Below are 18991 nucleotides of genomic sequence, written 5' to 3'. Positions count from 1 at the left end.
CCGCCGAGACGGGCCCACGATTTCAGGATTGGGCTGATCATATTCGATCAAATATTGACACATAGATGTTTCAAAGTATTCACTTTTGATCATCCCCGTTGGGTGCGCGCCATACCGGTTCGTGGCGGGCACCTGCGGAACCACGTAGGAGGGAGACCGCCGTGGTCATGGAGGCCGCGCTCCCGCGGCGGCGACGCCGCGGATCCGCTTCCGGCCGGTCCATGACCCGGGCCACCCCCGCCGGCCTCGCCGGGCCCCGCATCTCCGAACCACCACCCCCCTGAGGAGATTCCATGCAACGAACACGCCATCGGCGACGACTGCTGCACTCCGTCGTCGTCTGCGTCGTCGGCCTCGCCATGCTCGTCGTCGGCGCGCCGCAGGCCGGCGCCGCCCCGGCCCAGCCCTCGCCGTTGACGACGCCGTGGACGGGTCAGGCGTTGAACGGCACGCCGCTGCCGGAGTACCCCCGCCCGCAGATGACCCGGCCGGACTGGCTGAACCTCAACGGAGAGTGGCAGCTGCGGCAGTCGACCACGAACGACGCCCCCGTGTTCGGCCAGACGCTGCCGGAGCGCGTCAACGTGCCGTTCCCGGTGGAGTCCGCCCTGTCGGGCATCAAGCGGCCGGCGAACGACAACCGCTACTACCTGTTCTACCGCCGGACGTTCACCGTGCCGGCCGGCTGGACCGGCCGCCGGGTGCAGCTGCACTTCGGCGCCGTGGACTGGCAGACGACCGTGTGGGTGAACGGCGTACAGGTCGGCGGGCACACCGGCGGCTACGACCGGTTCGAGTTCGACATCACCCCGCAGCTCAACGGCGGGACGAACGAGCTGATCGTGCGGGTCTTCGACCCGTCGGACTCCGGGGCGAGCGGGACCAACCCCGCCCGCGGCAAGCAGGTCCGCAACCCCGGCGGCATCTTCTACACGCCCTCGTCGGGCATCTGGCAGACGGTGTGGCTGGAGCCGACCCCGGCCTCGTCGATCTACAGCGTCGACTTCTACCCCAACCTCGGCAACAACACCCTGCGGGTGCGCGTGTTCACCCGCGGCGACGTGTCGGGACACTCAGTGTACGCCGAGGCGATGAACGGCTCGACCGTCGTCGGCACCGCGACCGGCGGGTTCACCGATTTCAGTGTCCCCGTCCCCAACGCGCGGCGCTGGTCGCCGGACGATCCGTTCCTGTACAACCTGCGGATCTCCCTGCGGAACGGCGCGAACGCGACCGTCGACCAGACGACGCACTACTTCGGGATGCGCGAGGTCGGCAAGGCCGTGGTCAACGGGCGGCTCGCGCTGACGCTCAACGGCCAGTTCGTCATGCAGAACGGCGTGCTGGACCAGGGCTTCTGGCCGGACGGCCTGCACACGGCGCCCACCGACGCCGCGCTGGCGAGCGATCTGCAGAAGACCAAGGACCTCGGCTTCAACATGGTCCGCAAGCACATCAAGGTGGAGCCGCAGCGGTGGTTCTACCACGCCGACCGCCTCGGCCTGCTGGTCTGGCAGGACATGCCGAGCATGGGCGGGGGCAACGCCGCCCACCACACGCAGTGGGAGAGCGAGCTGAGGGAACTCGTCGACGAGCACCGCTCCTCCCCCGCGGTCGTCGCCTACGTCCCGTTCAACGAGGGATGGGGCGAGTGGAACCTCGCCGACACCACCCGGATCATCCAGAACGTCAAGAACCAGGATCCCACCAGGCTCGTCAACGGGCACAGCGGCTACAACTGCTGCGCCTCCAAGGGCGACCCGGGCAACGGCGACATGATGGACTGGCACATCTACGTAGGACCTGACTCGCCGACACCGTCGAGCACCCGGACCGCCGTGCTCGGCGAGTACGGCGGGCTGGGCGTGCGCGTCCCCGGTCACGAGTACAGCCCCAACGGCCAGTTCGGCGCGTACGAGATGCACCCGAACGCGCAGTCGATCACCGACCGGTACGTGAGCCTCGTCAGCCAGTCGGCGAACCTCATGCACACCCGCGGGCTCAGCGCGCTCGTCTACACGCAGCCGTTCGACGTCGAAGGCGAGGTCAACGGCTTCTGGACCTACGACCGGCAGGTGGTGAAGTTCGACGCCGCCCGGGTCCGGGCGGCCAACCTCGGCATCATCGCGGCGTCGAAGCGGCTGAACACCGCCCCGCCCCCGCCCGGCCGGCCGATCAGCGCCCCCGGGAACAAGTGCGTGGACGTGGCCGCCGACGACACCGGCGGCAACGGCTCCGCCGCGCAGCTGTGGGACTGCCAGATCAACGCCGCCGACCAGCACTGGACCAGGGACGGCACGGCGCTGCGCACGCTGAACCGGTGCCTGGACGTGACCGGCAACGCGACGGCGAACGGGTCACCGGTCCAGCTGTGGGACTGCAACGGCGGCGGCGCCCAGCAGTGGGTACCGCAGGACAACGGCGCGCTGCTCAACCCCCAGTCCGGCCGCTGCCTCGACTCACCGAACGGCTCCACGGCCAACGGGGCCAGGCTTCAGCTGTGGGACTGCAACGGCGCCGCGGCGCAGACGTTCCGGCTGGGCGGAGGCTCCAGCGGGGCCACGTTCGTCAACGGCCCCGGCGGCAAGTGCGTGGACGTGGCCGCCGACGACACCGGCGGCAACGGCTCCGCCGTGCAGCTGTGGGACTGCCAGCCCCACGCCGTCGACCAGCACTGGGCGTGGGACGGCACGGCGCTGCGCACGCTGAACCGGTGCCTGGACGTGACCGGCAACGCGACGGCGAACGGGTCACCGGTCCAGCTGTGGGACTGCAACGGCGGCGGCGCCCAGCAGTGGGTACCGCAGGACAACGGCGCGCTGCTCAACCCGCAGTCCGGCCGCTGCCTCGACTCACCGAACGGCTCCACGGCCAACGCCGCGAGGCTGCGGCTGTGGGACTGCAACGGCAGCCCGGCGCAGACGTTCAGAAGGCAGTAGCCCGGCGGGGATGGGGGCGGGAGCCGCGGCTCCCGCCCCCGGTTCACGTGCGGGAGGGCGGCGGGGGCGGAGGGGGTGCCGGCGTGGACCGGCCGATCGGCCGGATCCCGGGCACCGCGCCTCCGGATGGACCGGATGTCACGGCGATCCCGGGAACCGGAGAAGGCCGGGGTTCCTTCCTGGCGTGATCGCGAAATGTACGTGATCATTGGACCCACCATGCAGCGCCGTGCTCTTGTCCGTACCGTCGCGGGATTGGGCGCCGTCGCCTTCTCCGGCCTCCTGCGGCGTCGCGGACGCCGCGCCGGCGTCGTCCGTGACGACCGAACCCCTCCACCCTGACGCCGCCCCGCCCCCGACCCCCGTCCGAGGAAAGAAGAAAGAGGACACACCCCCCATGGCTCTTGCCGGTGTCTTCCTGCCCATCGCCCTCGCGGTCATCATGTTCGGCCTCGGCCTGGGCCTGACGATCGCCGACTTCCGCCGAGTCGTCGCCTATCCCAAGGCCACCGTGGTCGCGCTCGCCTGCCAGATCCTGGTGCTGCCCGCGATCTGCTTCGGCCTGGTGCTCGCCTTCGGCCTGCCGCCCGCGCTCGCCGTGGGCATGATGCTCCTGGCCGCCTCCCCCGGCGGGACCACGGCCAATCTCTACAGCCACCTGTTCGGCGGCGACGTCGCGCTCAACGTGACGCTCACCGCGATCAACTCGGTGCTGGCCGTCGTCACGCTGCCGCTGGTCACCAACCTGTCGCTGGGCTACTTCGCCGCCGACTCGGCCGCGCTGGGCCTGCAGTTCGACAAGACCGTCCAGGTGGTCGCGATCGTGCTCGTCCCCGTCGCGATCGGCATGGCGATCCGGGCGTGGCGGCCGCGGTTCGCCGACCGGATGAACACGCCCGTGAAGATCGCCTCGGCGGTCATCCTGGTCGTGGTGATCGTCGGTGCCCTGCTGCAGGAGCTGGACAACCTCGGCGGCTACATCCGCTCGGTCGGCGCGATCACACTGGTGTTCAGCGTGCTCAGCCTGGCCATCGGCTACTGGGTGCCGCGCCTGGCCGGGATCGAGCGCGGCCAGGCCGTCGCCTCCTGCATGGAGATCGGCATCCACAACGCCACGCTGTCCATCGCGGTCGCGCTCACGCTGCTGGGTGACACCCAGATGGCCATCCCCGCCGCCACCTACGGCGTGCTGATGTTCTTCACCGCCGCCGCGGCAGGATTCCTCCTCAGGTCCCGTACGGCGAAGCTCGCCCCCGACGCGGCTCTGTGAGAAGGGGTGCCCTTCCGCTCCCCGGGCTCCTCGGGTGACCGCGGGAGGTCGCGGGAGGTCGCGGGCACCTGCTCGCGACCTCCCGCGGCGGTCGGTAGGGCCGCCGGTACGGACGGGGTACGAGTGGTGCTGCTCGGGGGAAGTCGGGAAGCCGACCGTCGCCCGGGCGGTGACCCACCTTGGTCTCCGGATCGGCGGGACGGGCCTGGGATACCCTATGTTTACGTAAACATAGGCCGGACGGTCTCCCTGGACGACAGGCAGGAGCGGGAGTGACAGCTGACCACGGGCCGCGCTGGCTTCGCTGGCCCTCGGAGACCTCGCGGCGCCGGCTGGCCTTCGGCGCGGATTACAACCCGGAACAGTGGTCGCGGGAGGTGTGGCGGGACGACGTCCGGGCGATGCGCCAGGCCGGAGTGAACATCGTCTCACTGGCGATCTTCTCGTGGGCACGGCTCCAGCCACGGGCCGACCGATGGACCTTCGACTGGCTGGACGAGGTGATGGACCTCCTGCACGCGCACGGCATCGCCGTGGACCTGGCGACCGCCACCGCGTCCCCGCCGCCGTGGCTGACCGCCAGGCACCCGGAGATCCTTCCCGTCGACCACGAGGGCCGCACGCTGTGGCCGGGCGGGCGCCAGCACTGGCGCCCGACGTCGCCGATCTTCCGCGAGCACGCCCTGCGCCTGGTCCGGGCCATGGCGAGGCGGTACGGGAGCCATCCGGCGCTCGCCGCCTGGCACGTCTCCAACGAGCTCGGCTGCCACAACGTCTACGACTTCTCCGAGGACGCCGCCACGGCGTTCCGCGCCTGGCTGCGCGACCGGTACGGCACGGTGGAGGAGCTGAACCGGGCGTGGGCGACGGCGTTCTGGTCCCAGACCTATGACGGCTGGGAGGAGGTCCTGCCGCCGCGCCTGGCCACCTCCTATTCCAACCCCACCCAGCAGCTCGACTTCAAGCGGTTCTCCTCCGACGCCCTGAAGCACTACCTGCGGGCCGAACGCGGCGCGCTGGCCGAGCTGACGCCCGAGATCCCGGTCACCACCAATTTCATGGTCATGGGCGAGACCAAGGGAATGAACTACGCCGACTGGGCGCGCGAGGTCGACTTCGTCTCCAACGACCACTACCTGCAGACCGGCCCGCAGGCGCAGGACGAGCTGTCGTTCTCGGCCAACCTGACCGGCCGGCTCGCCGGGGGCGAGCCCTGGTTCCTGATGGAGCACTCCACCGGCGCGGTGAACTGGCAGCCGGTCAACACGGCCAAGAGGCCCGGCGGCATGGTCCGCGACTCGCTGACCCACGTGGCGTACGGTGCGGACGCCGTGTGCTTCTTCCAGTGGCGGCAGTCGGCGGGAGGGGCCGAGAAGTACCACTCGGCGATGATCCCGCACGCCGGCACGGACAGCGAGGTCTTCCGCTCGGTCGTGGACCTCGGCGCGACCCTGGAGAGGCTCGCGCCGATCGCGGGGACGCGACGCCGGCGCGCCGCGGCCGCGATCGTATTCGACTGGGACTCCTGGTGGGCCAGCGAGCTGGACTCCCACCCCACGTCACGGCTGCGGTACCGGCAGGAGGCGCTGGACTGGTACTCGGCGTTCGCGGCGGCCGGAGTGCGGGTCGACGTCATCACCTCCGCCGACGCGTTCGCGCACTACGACCTGCTCGTCGCCCCGGTCCTGTACGTCGTTCCGCGGGGGCTCGCCGACCGCCTGAGCGAGTACGCGACCGGCGGCGGCCATCTCGTCACCACCTATTTCTCCGGCATCGTGGACGAGCACGACCACGTGTGGCTCGGCGGCTACCCCGGCGCGCTGCGCGATCTGCTCGGCATCCGGATCGAGGAGTTCGGGCCGCTGCCGGACGGCGACCGGGTGGACCTCGACCTCGGCGTCTCCGGCACACTGTGGAGCGACCGGATCGACGTCGCCGGGCCGGACGTCGAGGTCGTCGCCCGCTACACCTCCGGCGAGTACGCGGGCCGGCCCGCCGTCACCACCCGCACGGTCGGGACCGGCTCGGCGTCCTACGTCTCGACCAGGCTCGGCCCCGAGGGCCTGGGCCCGGTGCTCTCCCGGCTCCTGGCGGCCGGAGGGGTGCGCCGCGAGCTTCCGGCCGCCGTCGCCGGAGCGGTGGAGCTGGCGGTCCGCACCGGTGACGACGCCGACTACTGGTTCCTCATCAACCGCACCGACGAGAGCGTCGCCGTGGGCGATGCCGGTGAGGTCGCGGGCGAGGTCCTCCAGGCCCCGTGCCTGGCCGCGGACCTCACCCTGGCTCCCCGCCAGGTGTGCGTCCTGCGCCGGCCGGCCCTGCGGCGGGACGAGGAGCACGGCGGGGTCACCGGACGGTGAAGCCCTGTTCCCTGCCGTACGCGACGGAGGCGTCCTGCCACGCCTTCAGGCCGTCCTGCAGGGTGACGCCGCTGATGTAGGCCTTGCCCGCGGTGTCGTTGAAGATCCTGTTGGCGTAGACCTGGTAGGGCAGGTAGGACCAGCCTCCGACGACCTGGCCCGCCGACTCGGCGAGGATCCGGTTGACCCGCTGGCCGCCGAAGTAGGGGAACTCCTTGTCCTGGAAGGCCGGGGAGGCCAGCTCAGCGGTGGTGGCGGGGAACGCGCCGCCGTCCAGCCGGGTCCGCACCCCCTCGTCGACGCCGGCGTACTTGAGGAAGGCGTAGGCGAGCGTCTTGTTCGCGCTCGCCTCGGGAATGGCCAGCGAGCTGCCACCGCTCTCCGAGGTGGCCCTGCCGCCGCTCTCCCACTGCGGCATGGGGGCGACCCGCCACTTGCCGAACCCGGCCTTGACGCCGGTCTCGAGGTTGGCGGGCATCCAGGCACCGATCACGAGCGTGGCGATGGTGCCGTCGCCCAGGCCCTTGTACCAGGCGTCGGTCCACCCGGTGACCGGCGCGACGAGCTTGTCGCCGACGAGTTGCTGCCAGGCCGAGGTGAACTTCCGCGTGCCGGCGTCGCCGAAGTCGACGCTCACCGTGGTGCCCTCGACCTTGTACGGCTTGCCACCGGCCTGCCAGATCATGCTGGTGACGAACCCGGGGTCGCCGGTGTCGCTGGTGATGTAGGCCTTGGGGTCGGCGGCGTGCAGTTTCCTCGCCGCCGCGATGTACTCCTCCCAGGTGGCCGGGACCTCGATGTCGTGCTCGTCGAAGACCTCCTTGTTGTAGAACAGGGCCATCGGCCCGGAGTCCATGGGCATGCCGTGGATCCCGCCGCCGGAGCGGACGGCGTTCCAGGGGCCGGGGGTGAAGGTGCCGTCGAGCTTGTCCGCGCCGAAGCCCGTCAGGTCGGCGACCGACTTGGCGAGCACGAACTGCGGCAGGGCGAAGTACTCGATCTGGGCGATGTCGGGGACGCCCGACCCGGCCTTGATCACGTTCTGCAGGGCGGCGTAGTGGTCGTTGCCGGTGCCGGCGTTGACCAGGTTGACCTTCACCTTCGGATATTTGGCCTGGAAGCCGGTGACCACCTGCTTCAGGGTCGGTTCCCAGGCCCAGATCGTGATGCCGCCACCGGCGTCCAGCGCGGCCTGGAGGTCGGTGGCGGACGCGCTCCGGGCGGGCGGGGCGGCCCCGGAGCCGCCGCCGGAGGGGGCGCAGGCGGCGGTCATCAGCGACACCGACAGTGCGGCGCCCAGCAGGAGGGCGTGGCGGCGGGTTGTCGTCATGGATGTCCCTTTCGTGGTTGTACCTGGGGACGGTTCGGGCGCGGCCTGGGTCACTCCTTGACGCTTCCGGCGGCCAGGCCCGACTGCCAGTACCGCTGGAGCAGCAGGAACGCCGCGATCAGCGGGACGATGGTGAGCAGCGAACCGGTGATCACGAGGTTGAAGATCGCCTCGCCCCCGATGGTGGACGCCTGGGCGTTCCACTCCTTGAGGCCGAGGGTGAGCGGATACCAGTCCGGGTCCTTCAGCATGATCAGCGGCAGGAAGTAGTTGTTCCACGTCGCGACGACCGCGAACAGCAGGACCGTGACGATCCCGGGCGCCAGCAGCGGCAGGCCGATGCGCAGGAACGCCTGGAACTCCCGCGCCCCGTCCACCCGCGCCGACTCGAGGAGCTCGTCCGGTACGGCGTCGGCGGCGTAAATCCACATGAGGTAGAGGCCGAACGGCGAGATCAGCGACGGGATGATGATCGCCCACGGGGTGTTGGTCAGGCCCATCCCGGAGAACATCAGGAACGTCGGGACGGCCAGCGCGGTGCCCGGCACCGCCACCGCGCCGATGACGACGGCGAAGACGGCCTTCCTGCCGGGGAAGTCGAACTTCGCCAGCCCGTACCCGGCGACCGTGGCCAGCAGCGTCGCGCCGCCCGCGCCCACGACCACGTAGAGCAGGGTGTTGAGCAGCCAGCGGGTGAAGATGCCGTCGTCGTAGGTGAAGGTATCGGCGATGTTGCGGAACAGTGCGAAGTCGGGGTGGAACCACAGGCCGGACGAGCCGAACAGCCCCTCCTGCGTCTTGGACGCGTTGATCAGCAGCCAGGCCAGCGGGAGCAGCGCGTAGACCAGCATGATCGCGGTCAGGGCGGTCAGGGTGGCGCTGCGCCGGTTTCGCCGCGCGGGGTGGTGCCGGCGGCCGCGCCGGATCACCAGCGGGCCGGACGAGGCCCGCGCGCGGGGCTTCCGGGTGGTCGCGGGGGTGGCGGTCACGGTCGGTCCCTCCTCATCCCGCGGAGCTGGACGACATAGGCGATGATCATCGTGATCACGCCCATGACGATGGCGACGGTCGCCGAGTAGTTGAACCGCTGGCCGTCGAAGGACAGCGAGTACGCGTAGAGGTTCGGCGTCAGGTAGGTCGTGATCACGTTCGGCGCCAGGGTCCTGAGGATGCTGGGCTCGTTGAAGAGCTGGAAACTACCGATGATCGAGAAAATCGTCGCGATCAGCAGTGCTCCGCGCAGCGCGGGGAGCTTGATCGCGTAGACGATCCGGAGCTGGCTCGCCCCGTCGATCTCCGCGGCCTCGTACAGGGACGGATTGACCACCCGAAGGGCGGAGTACAGGATCAGCATGTTGTAGCCGACGAACTCCCACGTCACGATGTTGCCGATCGACGCGAGGATCAGCTCGGACGACAGCGGGTCCGGCAGCGACACCCCGAACGTCTCGTTCAGGTTGCCGACGAGGCCGAACCGGGTTCCGTACATGAAGCCCCACATGAGCGTCGCGACCACCGCTGGCACGGCATACGGCAGGAACACCGCGATGCGGAAGAAACTCGTCCCGTACAGCCGGCCGCTGTCGATCGCGAGAGCCACCAGGAGCGACAGGAACAGCATGATCGGGACCTGCACGACCAGGAAGAGCGTCACGTTGCCGAAGGCGGACCAGAAGCGCGGGTCGCCCAGCACCGCGAGGTAGTTGTCGGCGCCGACGAAGGCGGTCCCGCCGATCAACCGGGTGCGGAACAGGCTCAGGTGGATCGAGTACACGACCGGCGCCAGGAAGACGAGCGCGAACACCGCGATGAACGGCCCGACGAACCGCCATCCCGCCCACGACCGCCCCCTGCGGGGCGCCGTCCTCCGGCCGGCCGTCGTGCTCACCCGCGGTGCTGCGACCACCGGTTCCCTCCCGCCTACCGATGATGTTTACGTAAACATCACCCCCGGAAGGAAGTGTCTAATAAAACCGACACAAGGTGATGAGTGATAATCCGTAAGTAATGATTACGTAAACGTTCGTGCGGTATCGTGACACCGGTCACACAGGTCGTCAAGGTTTCCCCGGCGCCGACGGCCGTCCGGAACACACCAGAAGGGTGAGAACGATGAACGGCGGTGGCCGGCAGCAGCCGGGAACGACCCCCGGCGGCGCGCAGCGCGGCGGGTCGGGCGTCCCCGGCGGACGCCGCAAGCAGCGCGTCTCCATGGCCGACGTCGCCATGTTGGCGGGCGTCTCGTCCCAGACCGTGTCCCGGGTCTCGAACGGCCATCCGGGAGTGGTCGACTCGACCCGCGAGCACGTGCTCGCGGCGATGCGCGAGCTCGGCTACCGGCCCAACAGCGCGGCCCGCGCGCTACGGTACGGCCAGTTCAACACCATCGGCGTCATCCTCTTCAGCCTCGCCTCCACCGGCAACAGCCGCACGGTCGAGGCGATCGCCACCCACGCCGCCGCCGAGGGGTACGCCATCACGCTGATCCCCGTCGACGTGCCGACCCAGGACAACGTGCTGGGGGCGTTCACCCGGATGGGCGAGCTCGCCGTGGACGCGGTCATCGTCATCATCGAGATCCACCTGCTCGACGCGGGCACCGTGACCCTGCCCCCCGGGGTCCCCGTCGTCATCGTCGTGGACTCCGACGCCGGCGACCGCTACGGCGTCGTCGACACCGACCAGGCCGACGGGGCCCGGCGGGCCGTCCACCACCTGCTCGACCTGGGACACCGGACCGTCTGGCACGTGACGGGACCGCGGACCTCCTACGCCGCCCAGCGCCGCACCCAGGCCTGGCGCACCACGCTCGAGGAGGCCGGACGGCCGGTGCCGGCGCCCCTGCACGGCGACTGGTCGGCCGAATCCGGCTACGCCGCCGGTCTCGCGCTCGCCGGCGAGCCCGGCTGCACGGCGGTGTTCGTCTCCAACGACCAGATGGCCCTCGGGCTGCTGCGCGCCCTGCACGAACGCGGCCGGGTGGTCCCGGACGAGATCAGCGTGGTCGGCTTCGACGACATCCCGGAAGCGGCCTTCTTCATCCCGCCCCTGACGACCGTCCACCAGGACTTCGCGGAGGTGGGCAGGAGATGCGTGCAGCGGGTCCTGGCCCAGATTCGCGAGAACCAGACCTCCCGGCCGGGCACCGATCTCGTCCCGACCCGCCTGGTGGTACGCGACAGCACGGCCTCCCCCGGAAGGTGACCGGGCCCGGCCGCCGCCCTCGCGCGGAGGGCGGGCGAAGGAGATCCCGGGTCCGGCGAGCCGCACGGCGGCTCGCCGGAGATCACGTCGTCACGCGGAAGGTGGCGTCACCGCGGCCCTGCGCGTCGCCGATCGGGTCGAGCCGGAGCAGGTAGTCGTAGTGCCTGATGTACCGGTCGGGGTAGTTGTACGACTGGAAGGACGTCCACGACGCGTTGGCGAGCCCGGCGACCTGGCGGAACGTGGCGTCCCCCGCGAAGGTGGCGGTGCCGTCGTCGGGCGCGAGAACGAAATCGTACCCGTAGTGCCGCAGGTAGTACCCGGGGTAGTTCACCGACGCGAAGGACACGTGGCCGCTGCCGTTCGCCAGGCCGGGCACCAGCCGGAACTGCGCGTCCTGGGCGGGGCTGACGTTCGCGTCGATGCGCACGTCGAGGTTCGCGTGCCGCACGTAGCGGGTCTGGAAGTTGTACGACTGGATGCGGTTGACCGGCGCGGTGGCGCCCCAGCGGCCGAGGACGCGGTCCTCCTCCGCGGCGGTCAGGTTGAGGATGGAGCCGTGGCGCTTGCGGTTGGTGCCCATGCCGTAGTCGGAGCGCGTCTGGAAGTTGCGCGTGCTGCCCAGGTTGGTGGAGGTGATGGGCATGTAGCCGCGGCCGGTGGCGTACTGGTCCAGCCACAGGGCCCACTCGTTGCGGCCGTTGAACTGCGCCCACATCGGGCCCTCCACGACGTTGCCGCCGCCCGTGCCGTTGGAGATCCCCATGTGCGACAGGTTCCCGAGGGTCGTCCAGGAGCCCAGGATCGAGTTGCTGGCCTCGATCGTGATGTGGCCGTCCGCCGAGGCCCGGTAGTACCGGTAGCCGCCGACGCCGCCGGGCACGTCGACGATCTGCGTGTCGATGATGCCCTGGCCGGTCCCGCGGTCGATGTACAGCTGCGGTGCGGAGAAGCTGCGGAAGTCAGCGGTGCGCGTGTACCAGATGCGGTGCTTGGTCACGCCGTTGCGGAGCGAGTTCGTCGCCCAGTACAGGACGTAGTCACCGGTCTCGGGGTTGTAGATGGCCTCGGGCGCCCAGGCGTTGCCGGCGCCGGGGATGGCGCCCGCGACGTTGATCAGCCACGGAGCCGACCAGTTCACCAGGTCGCGCGACTCCCACACGACGAGCGAGGTGCTCCCCCGGTTCGCGGCGTCGCTCCACGAGGTGCCGGCGGCGATGCGCAGGTCCGTCGCGACGATCCAGTACCGGTCGCCGGCGGGAGACCGGACGAGGGCGGGGTCGCGGACCCCTCGGGTGCCGACCGTGGAGCGCAGGACCACCGCGCCGTTGTTCAGGTCGGTCCAGCGCAGGCCGTCGTCGCTGTGGGCGAGGTAGATCTGCTCGCCGCTCGCCGACTCCCCGGTGAAGTGCGCCATCAAGTACCCGGTGAAGGGTTCGAGGGCGGCCGCCTCCTTCGGGACGGCCAGCGACCACGAGGTGAACATCAGGCAGGCGGCGAGCACCGCGCCCACCCGGGACAAGGCTTTCAACATGCGTTTCTCCTTCGGGAGCGGGCACGATGGGGCGGACGGCGCCGTCAGCGGCGATCCATCCGGTCGAGGGTGGTCTCCCTGCCTCCTCGTCGTCGGCGGCGCCGGGCTCGGCGCCGTTGGGAGCTGGACGGGTACAGGGGCCGCGTGCCGTGCGGGCCGGCCGGGGCGGGCCGGCTCCCGTGGCCGGGCGCGGGCCGGCGGCCTCGCGTACGCCCGGGTCCGAGGGACACGGGCGCGTCACATCTCCCCCCGCCTATCGGGTCAGGAATGTTAGCGCTAACAATTCATATCGCGAAGATTTATCTTTTATGACATTGTGTGGCCGCCGACATGCCGAAACGCAAACAGACAACCGCGGCCGGGCAGAGGTTACATCGGCGTCACATCAGTGTGATCGCCAACATCCGGCCGGTCAATACCCCCATGACACCCGGCCGGCGAGCGATCACCTCCGACCGGCCGTCGAGCGACGACAGGCCTCTTGAAAGAGCAGGTCAGCGGTACCGTATCGGCCTGCCGGCAGAGCACGGGCCGCTCCCGTCCGGTAATCCGGGTGTTGACAACCTTGCTGTTATCGTTAACACTCTGCGAAACGCGCCGGAAACACGGACGCGGCCCGATCCTCACCGTCCATCGGCGATCCGGGATCCGGTCATCACTCCAAGGATTACCGAAACCTCGAGCAGAAAAAAATGTTAGCGATAACATAACCTCGCCACGCCGACCGCCGGCATGCAGGGCCTGCGCTCCTGCACCGCGCCGATCAACGCCAAGCACGCCACCATCACCCCGATCACCGCGGTGGAACCGGCTCACGTCGTGCGACTTCCCGGACCGCTGCATCCGGCACTCCGGCCACGTGCTGCGGGAGGTCCCCGAGTCGGCCGGTCGCGCGCTCGACGGCTGTGCGCTCGACGGCCGCGTCAGCTCGGCGCGGTTCCGGTGCTCTCCCGCACGATGAGCTCGGGCTCCACCAGCCGCCGGGGCTGGCTCGGTCTGCCCGCCATCTGGTCGAGCAGCACGTGGAAGGCGTGGCTGCCGACCTCCTCGAAATCCTGCCGGACCGTCGTGAGCGGGGGCCAGAAGTAGGCGGACTCCGGCACGTCGTCGAAGCCCACCACGCTGACGTCCTCGGGAACGCGCCGCCCGGCCTCGCGCAGCGCTCTCAGCACGCCCAGGGCCATCTGGTCGTTGCCCACGAAGATGGCCGTGACCTCGGGGTCCTGTGCCAGGCGGCGGCCGAGCTGGTAGCCGGAGCGCGAGCTCCAGTCCCCGCGCAGCACCTCGGGAACCCGGTGCCCTCCGGCCTCCAGCACCTCGCGCCAGCCCTCGACCCGGCCGTTGGCGTCGATCCAGCTGGCCGGGCCCGCCACGTGCCACACCGTCTCATGGCCGAGGCTGAGCAGGTGCCTGGTCGCCCGTGCCGCTCCCGCCCGCTGGTCGACCATGACCACGGGGACGGAGAGGCCGGCCCCGGCGTCGACCGCGACCACGGGGATCTCCGACGACAGGTGGCGCAGGCCGTCGGCCGCCGACTCGTGCGGCGCGACGATGATGACGCCGTCCACCGACTGGGACCGCAGCTGGCGCAGGCTCTCCTCTATCGAGCGACGGTCGAGCGTGCTCAGGCTGGCGATGCTCACGGCGTAGTCGTTGAGCCTCGCGGCACGCTCGATGCTGTAGAGGGTCGAGGCCGGACCGTACAGGGTGGTGTCGATGCTGACCACGCCCAGCACCCCCGACCGTCCCGTGGCGAGCTGGCGGGCGGCGGCGTTGGGCCGGTAGTCCAGCTCCTGCACCGCGGCCAGCACGCGCGCCCGGGTTTCGGTGTGCACCCTCTCGGGCGCGTTGAGCGCCCGGGAGACGGTCATCGCCGACACTCCGGCGAGCGCGGCGACGTCCTCCAGCACAGCAGGTCTGGAGCGCGGCGGGCCGTCGTTCGATTTCGCCTTCAAAGCAGCTCACCCCCTATGCGATAACGCTAACAGGAGTTCCGGGCCCGTTCCGCTACGACGGGCACCGTCCGTACCGGGATCGGGTCACGAGGACGACCTCGTCGGCGGCACCGCGATGTCCGATGCCGCCGTGGCGAGAGGTGGGGCCGCGTCCATGACGAACGACTCCGGCGGTGACAGGGTGCCCGGGGTGGAGAAGGCGAGCACCGCCGCCCTATTCGAAGAGGGACGGGTCTCCGGTGCCTCGGCGGAGGATCTCGGGCTCACCCTGCGAGAAGTCGACGACCGTCGTCGGGACGGCGCCGCACTCGCCGGAGTCGATCACGGCGTCCACCACGTGGTCGAGCCTCTCCTTGATCTCCCAGCCCTGCGTCAGGGGCTCGGTCTCGTCGGGCAGCAGCAGGGTGCTCGACACCAGCGGTTCGCCGAGTTCGGCCAGCAGCGCCTGCGTGACGACGTGATCGGGGATCCGGACGCCGACCGTCTTCTTCCGGGGATGCAGCAACCGCCGCGGTACCTCCTTGGTCGCGGGCAGGATGAAGGTGTAACCGCCGGGGGTCGCCGCCTTGACCGAGCGGAACAGCGCATTGCTTACATGCACGAATTGGCCGAACTGAGCGAAATCTCTACAGACCAGGGTGAAGTGGTGGTCGCTGCCAAGGTCGCGGATCTCCCTGATCCGGTCGATCCCCTCCTTGTTGCCCAGCCGGCACCCCAGCGCGTAGCCGGAGTCCGTCGGGTACGCGATCAGCCCGTCCCCACGCAGAAGCTCGACCACCTGGCCGATCAGCCGGGGCTGGGGACTGTTCGGATGCACATCAAGGTATTTCGCCACACCCCGAGCTTAGAAGCGAATACCACCCCGCGTGACACCGGCGCGGCTCACCGTACTGACCATCGAGACGTTCCGCCCGTTCCACGAGGCCCACTTCCGCCTCCTGATGGGTGAGGTCGTCTTCGCCGACCAGCACGGCGACCATCGCGAGCAGACGGCGTCCTCACCGTCCGTCCCGGAGGGGGTCACCTCCTGCGGGCGGTCACCAGGGTGAAGCCGAGGAACTCGCCGCCGTCCGCGACGAGCATGTCGATCACCGGCTGATGCGCGACACGCTTTTCCGGCCGGTGGTCGGCGCAGGCTCTGGCCCAGAGCAGCCAGTTCTCCCAGCCGCCCTCCTGCAACCGGGCGGAGGTGACCTCCACCAGCTCGGTGATCTCCCACTGGAAACGCCACCACTGTGGCGTGTGCCAGGCGATGGCCTCCCAGCCGACCACTTCCTTGATGTGCGCGGGGATCGCCCCGAGCTCGCGGACCTCGCGCGTCATCCCGGGGGTGGCCATCCCGAGCCGGCCTCCGGGGCGGAGGAACCCCACCAGGTAGGGCAGGTAGCTGTCGGCCGTGCCGAAGTACTCGAAGGCGTCGATGCTCACGATGGCGTCGAAGCTCCCCTTCTCGAACGGCAGGACGTGGGCCTCGGCGCGCACCGCCTCCACCCGGTCACCGACGCCGGCCTCGGCGAAGACCTCCGCCGCCTCGTCCGCGCCGATCCACCAGTCGGTCGCGACGACCTGGACACCGTACTCGCGGGCCAGGAACACCGACGTCGCCCCCTTGCCGGAACCGAGGTCCAGCACCCGCATGCCGGGTTTCAGGTCGAGGTCGCGGGCGAGGTCTTCCAGCATCCACAGCGGATGGGGTCCCATGTCGAGTCCGAGCAGCCAGGCCGGATCGTAGGCGGAGGAAAGCGGGTAACGGTCGGGACGCACGAGTGCGTCGAATGCGGTCACGGGATCCGACCCAACATCATCCCGTTTCCCGCGCGCAATCGGGTTTTCCGGCCGGTGGGACCTCCGCCCGCGCCGGTCGGACCCCTTCCGGAGGAGCCGGACATGAGCGGCCCCGAGACCACCGGCTCTGGATCGCCGGTTCCAGCGGGTCGGTGTCGGCGCGGAAGCGGTCGGCCTTCCTGCCTCGTTCGACGGCCTGGACCAGATGCTCCAGGGTCGCGTCCGCAGCCTTGAGGTCTTCGAGCTCGAGGTTCGCGTCGAACATGACCCGGTACAGGTCGGGGTGGTCCAGGGCGTTGCGGAGGTGGGCGGCGACCATGCCGGCCGCCTAGAAACGTTCGGCGTACCAGGTCGGAGACTCACCGAACATGTCCTTGAAGTCCCGGACGAAGTGCGCCTGGTCGGCGTACCCGAGTTCGGTCGCCAGCCCCGCCCAGTTCACCGACGCGCCCCGCGCCAGCCGCTCGGTGACCTCGTGCAGCCGGTAGCGGCGGATCACCCATTTCGGACCGATACCGACGTACTCCGCGAACAGCCGCTGCAGTTCCCTGACACCGGTCTCGAGATGGTGGGCCAGCGTGGCGACCCGGGTGATCTCTGGATTGGCGGCGATCGTCGCGACGATCGCCGCGGCCCGCTCCGCCCTGGCGTCGCGCTCAGGCAGTCGCGCCCTGAGGAAGTCCTCGACGCCCGCGACGTCGACCGGGTCGGGCAGGTCACCGGCGAACACCTGGCTCGCGTCGACGGACCGGTTCGTGATCGTCGAGACGGGCGCGCGCAGGAACGGCCGGAATCCCCCCGGCCGGAACGTCACTCCGAACACACCGTTCCTGCCTTCCAGCACCTTGATCTGATGCCCGCCACAGACGCCCTGCACCGTCGCGCCGCCGTCGCGGAAGGTCAGATGCACGTTGGGGTACGGCACGACCAGCTGCTCGTAGGGCTCAGCGTAGTCCCACGAAACCACCCAGTAGCGTTCGACGTACGGCGCCAGATCGGGGGACGGTCTCGGGAAGGAGTGACGCTGGAACCTCGTCCACGCACCGGCGAGTTCACGGACGTCCCTGGACATGCGGTCGAGCCTATGTCGCGTTTGTTCAATACACCCGTCGCGCGCCGTGTTTTCTTGGTCGCCATGCATGACAGAGAGCTGATGATCCGCGCGGCCGCGCCCTTGGCGGAGATCATCCACACCATCGAGCCGAACCAGCTGAATGCCCGGACCCCGTGCTCCGAGTACGACGTGCGCGGGCTGGTCAACCACCTGCTGTTCTGGGGACCGTCGCTCGAGGCGTCCGCGCGCAAGGAGTCCGTGCCGCCCCCGGCGGGGAGCGAGACGGACGTGGACCTGACCGAGGGGGACTGGGCGGCCGCCCTTGAGATCCAGGTCAAGCGCACCGTGACCGCCTGGGGCCGGCCCGCCGCGTGGGAGGGGACGACGCGCATGGGCGGCCCGATGGAGCTGCCGGCGTCGCTGGTCGGAGGCATGGTGGTGGGTGAGCTGGTCGTGCACGGCTGGGACCTGGCGCGGGCGATCGGCCGGCACCCGGCCTGGGACGACGACCTCGTCACGTACCTGTACGACGAACTGGCGAAGAACGCCGCGCAGGGCCGGGAAATGGGCGTCTACGGACCGGAGGTCACCGTTCCGGCCTCATCGTCGCCGTTGGACCGCGTACTCGGTCTCACCGGCCGCGACCCCGCCTGGACCGGCTGAGAACACCGCGCGGAGCGCACGGGACCGTTCCGACGCCGTCGAAGGCGGCGCGAACATGGCCATGATCGACTGGTTTGCCGGAATCCTAGAACCCGCCGGGCGGGGCCACCTCGGCAGGACCCGCCGGACGCGGTTCTCGACCGTCCCGTTTGACAGATGTTCCGTACGGTGTACGGTATCTCGTACGGTCCCTTACCCGCCACCGGACGGTGCTCCGTGCCGTCCGGTGGCGGGTGAGGGACCGGCAGGACGCGTCGTCGACGAAGGAGCGGAACAGTGTCAGAGGTCCAGGAATCCCCGTTCGGTAGCGGTGCCTTCACGCCGACGGCCGACGACCGGGAGAGCGTCGAGGCGTGGTTCGCCGAGTACGACGCCCACAGCGCGAAGGTCGACGTCGAGCGCATGGCGGACATGGCGATGTTCCCGCTCAACGTGGTGACCGACGGTCCCGACGGCGACGGCCTGGCCGACCGGTGGACGAGGGAGCGGTTCACGCGCACGATGGCCGAGGTGATGGGAGGCGGGGAGGCGGGCGACGTCACGATGGAGTCGGTCCGCACCCCCCACTTCCTGACCGCGAACCTGGTCGTCGTGGTCACCGACGCGACGATGACGGTCAACGGCGAGGCGTACGGCATGCGTTACGCGGACCTGCTGGTGAAGTCGGGGGGCCGGTGGGTCTTCCAGACCATGGTGCAGGGAGGGTGGGCCGACGCCTGGAAGGAGACCACCGGCTCCAGGCAGGAGGCCTCCCCCGCCGGCCGGTAGAGCTCCACCGGCGCGGACTCGACCTCGGCGTGCCCGTCGATGCCGTCGTGGCCACCCCGCGGAAACACCTCGACCAGGTCGGGTCACGGCCAGGCACCCGCTGGACGCGATCGCCGGGTCGCCACCGCC

The 18991-nt window shown here is 70.0% G+C and carries 16 protein-coding genes; 7 read left to right on the top strand and 9 right to left on the bottom strand.

The features are described from left to right. Positions 1 to 293 precede the first annotated feature (293 nt). From ACTOQ3_RS40705 to ACTOQ3_RS40695, 3 genes are all read left to right on the top strand, one after another. A complete protein-coding gene (locus ACTOQ3_RS40705; protein WP_440089202.1) occupies positions 294 to 2939 on the top strand; it encodes a ricin-type beta-trefoil lectin domain protein in 2646 nt (881 codons plus the stop codon). A 397-nt stretch (positions 2940 to 3336) separates the two neighbouring features. Further along, positions 3337 to 4209 carry a bile acid:sodium symporter family protein gene (locus ACTOQ3_RS40700; RefSeq protein WP_440089201.1) on the top strand — a complete coding sequence of 291 codons (873 nt, stop codon included), beginning with the start codon at positions 3337 to 3339 and terminating at the stop codon, positions 4207 to 4209. 272 nt (positions 4210 to 4481) lie between these two features. After that, positions 4482 to 6569 (top strand): beta-galactosidase, encoded by a 2088-nt coding sequence (locus ACTOQ3_RS40695; protein ID WP_440089199.1) that lies wholly within the window; start codon positions 4482 to 4484, stop codon positions 6567 to 6569. Here the strand turns inward: ACTOQ3_RS40695 and ACTOQ3_RS40690 are convergent. The 3 genes from ACTOQ3_RS40690 to ACTOQ3_RS40680 are packed head-to-tail and all read right to left on the bottom strand — an operon-like array spanning position 6556 to position 9805. Then, positions 6556 to 7899 (bottom strand): ABC transporter substrate-binding protein, encoded by a 1344-nt coding sequence (locus ACTOQ3_RS40690; RefSeq protein ID WP_440089198.1) that lies wholly within the window; start codon positions 7897 to 7899, stop codon positions 6556 to 6558. The two genes, ACTOQ3_RS40695 and ACTOQ3_RS40690, sit on opposite strands and share 14 nt — an antisense overlap. A 50-nt stretch (positions 7900 to 7949) precedes the next feature. Continuing rightward, positions 7950 to 8888, bottom strand: coding sequence for a carbohydrate ABC transporter permease (locus ACTOQ3_RS40685; RefSeq protein WP_440089196.1), 939 nt, complete (start codon positions 8886 to 8888; stop codon positions 7950 to 7952). Then, positions 8885 to 9805: a carbohydrate ABC transporter permease gene (locus ACTOQ3_RS40680; protein WP_440089194.1), complete on the bottom strand. Its 921-nt coding sequence runs from the start codon at positions 9803 to 9805 to the stop codon at positions 8885 to 8887. The genes ACTOQ3_RS40685 and ACTOQ3_RS40680 overlap by 4 nt, the downstream gene beginning before the upstream one ends. Positions 9806 to 10011: 206 nt before the next feature. Here ACTOQ3_RS40680 and ACTOQ3_RS40675 point away from each other — a divergent pair, with 206 nt between their 5' ends. Continuing rightward, positions 10012 to 11103 (top strand): LacI family DNA-binding transcriptional regulator, encoded by a 1092-nt coding sequence (locus ACTOQ3_RS40675; RefSeq protein WP_440089193.1) that lies wholly within the window; start codon positions 10012 to 10014, stop codon positions 11101 to 11103. An 82-nt stretch (positions 11104 to 11185) separates the two neighbouring features. Here the strand turns inward: ACTOQ3_RS40675 and ACTOQ3_RS40670 are convergent, their stop codons facing one another. The 3 genes from ACTOQ3_RS40670 to ACTOQ3_RS40660 form a co-directional block, all read right to left on the bottom strand. After that, positions 11186 to 12637 carry a glycoside hydrolase family 43 protein gene (locus ACTOQ3_RS40670; RefSeq protein ID WP_440089191.1) on the bottom strand — a complete coding sequence of 484 codons (1452 nt, stop codon included), beginning with the start codon at positions 12635 to 12637 and terminating at the stop codon, positions 11186 to 11188. 923 nt (positions 12638 to 13560) lie between these two features. Beyond that, positions 13561 to 14592, bottom strand: coding sequence for a LacI family DNA-binding transcriptional regulator (locus tag ACTOQ3_RS40665; RefSeq protein ID WP_440089189.1), 1032 nt, complete (start codon positions 14590 to 14592; stop codon positions 13561 to 13563). Between the two features lie 214 nt (positions 14593 to 14806). Further along, positions 14807 to 15427 carry an L-threonylcarbamoyladenylate synthase gene (locus ACTOQ3_RS40660; protein WP_440089187.1) on the bottom strand — a complete coding sequence of 207 codons (621 nt, stop codon included), beginning with the start codon at positions 15425 to 15427 and terminating at the stop codon, positions 14807 to 14809. Between the two features lie 31 nt (positions 15428 to 15458). Here ACTOQ3_RS40660 and ACTOQ3_RS40655 point away from each other — a divergent pair, with 31 nt between their 5' ends. Then, entirely contained in the window at positions 15459 to 15641 is a 183-nt protein-coding gene (locus ACTOQ3_RS40655; protein ID WP_440089186.1) for a hypothetical protein, read from the top strand. On the opposite strand, the gene ACTOQ3_RS40650 is transcribed toward ACTOQ3_RS40655, so the two are convergent. The 3 genes from ACTOQ3_RS40650 to ACTOQ3_RS40640 are packed head-to-tail and all read right to left on the bottom strand — an operon-like array spanning position 15613 to position 17449. Next, the gene (locus tag ACTOQ3_RS40650) at positions 15613 to 16377 is read right to left on the bottom strand and encodes an SAM-dependent methyltransferase (protein ID WP_440089185.1); all 765 of its coding nucleotides are present in this window, start codon (positions 16375 to 16377) and stop codon (positions 15613 to 15615) included. The two genes, ACTOQ3_RS40655 and ACTOQ3_RS40650, sit on opposite strands and share 29 nt — an antisense overlap. Positions 16378 to 16393: 16 nt before the next feature. Beyond that, entirely contained in the window at positions 16394 to 16696 is a 303-nt protein-coding gene (locus ACTOQ3_RS40645; protein WP_440089184.1) for a hypothetical protein, read from the bottom strand. 9 nt (positions 16697 to 16705) lie between these two features. Continuing rightward, positions 16706 to 17449 carry an AraC family transcriptional regulator gene (locus tag ACTOQ3_RS40640; RefSeq protein WP_440089183.1) on the bottom strand — a complete coding sequence of 248 codons (744 nt, stop codon included), beginning with the start codon at positions 17447 to 17449 and terminating at the stop codon, positions 16706 to 16708. A 63-nt stretch (positions 17450 to 17512) separates the two neighbouring features. On the opposite strand from ACTOQ3_RS40640, the gene ACTOQ3_RS40635 reads away from it, so the two are divergent. Together ACTOQ3_RS40635 and ACTOQ3_RS40630 are read left to right on the top strand one after the other, a co-directional pair. After that, positions 17513 to 18094: a TIGR03086 family metal-binding protein gene (locus ACTOQ3_RS40635; protein WP_440089182.1), complete on the top strand. Its 582-nt coding sequence runs from the start codon at positions 17513 to 17515 to the stop codon at positions 18092 to 18094. A 276-nt stretch (positions 18095 to 18370) separates the two neighbouring features. Continuing rightward, positions 18371 to 18862, top strand: a complete 492-nt coding sequence (locus ACTOQ3_RS40630; protein WP_440089180.1) for a nuclear transport factor 2 family protein — start codon at positions 18371 to 18373, stop codon at positions 18860 to 18862. Positions 18863 to 18991 lie beyond the last annotated feature (129 nt).

Source organism: Streptosporangium sp. LJ11 (assembly GCF_051918945.1).
In the GTDB taxonomy this organism is placed as follows: Bacteria; Actinomycetota; Actinomycetes; order Streptosporangiales; family Streptosporangiaceae; genus Streptosporangium.
The sequence above is the reverse complement of the archived record's forward strand: the minus strand, read 5'-3'. Positions and strand labels throughout refer to the sequence as shown.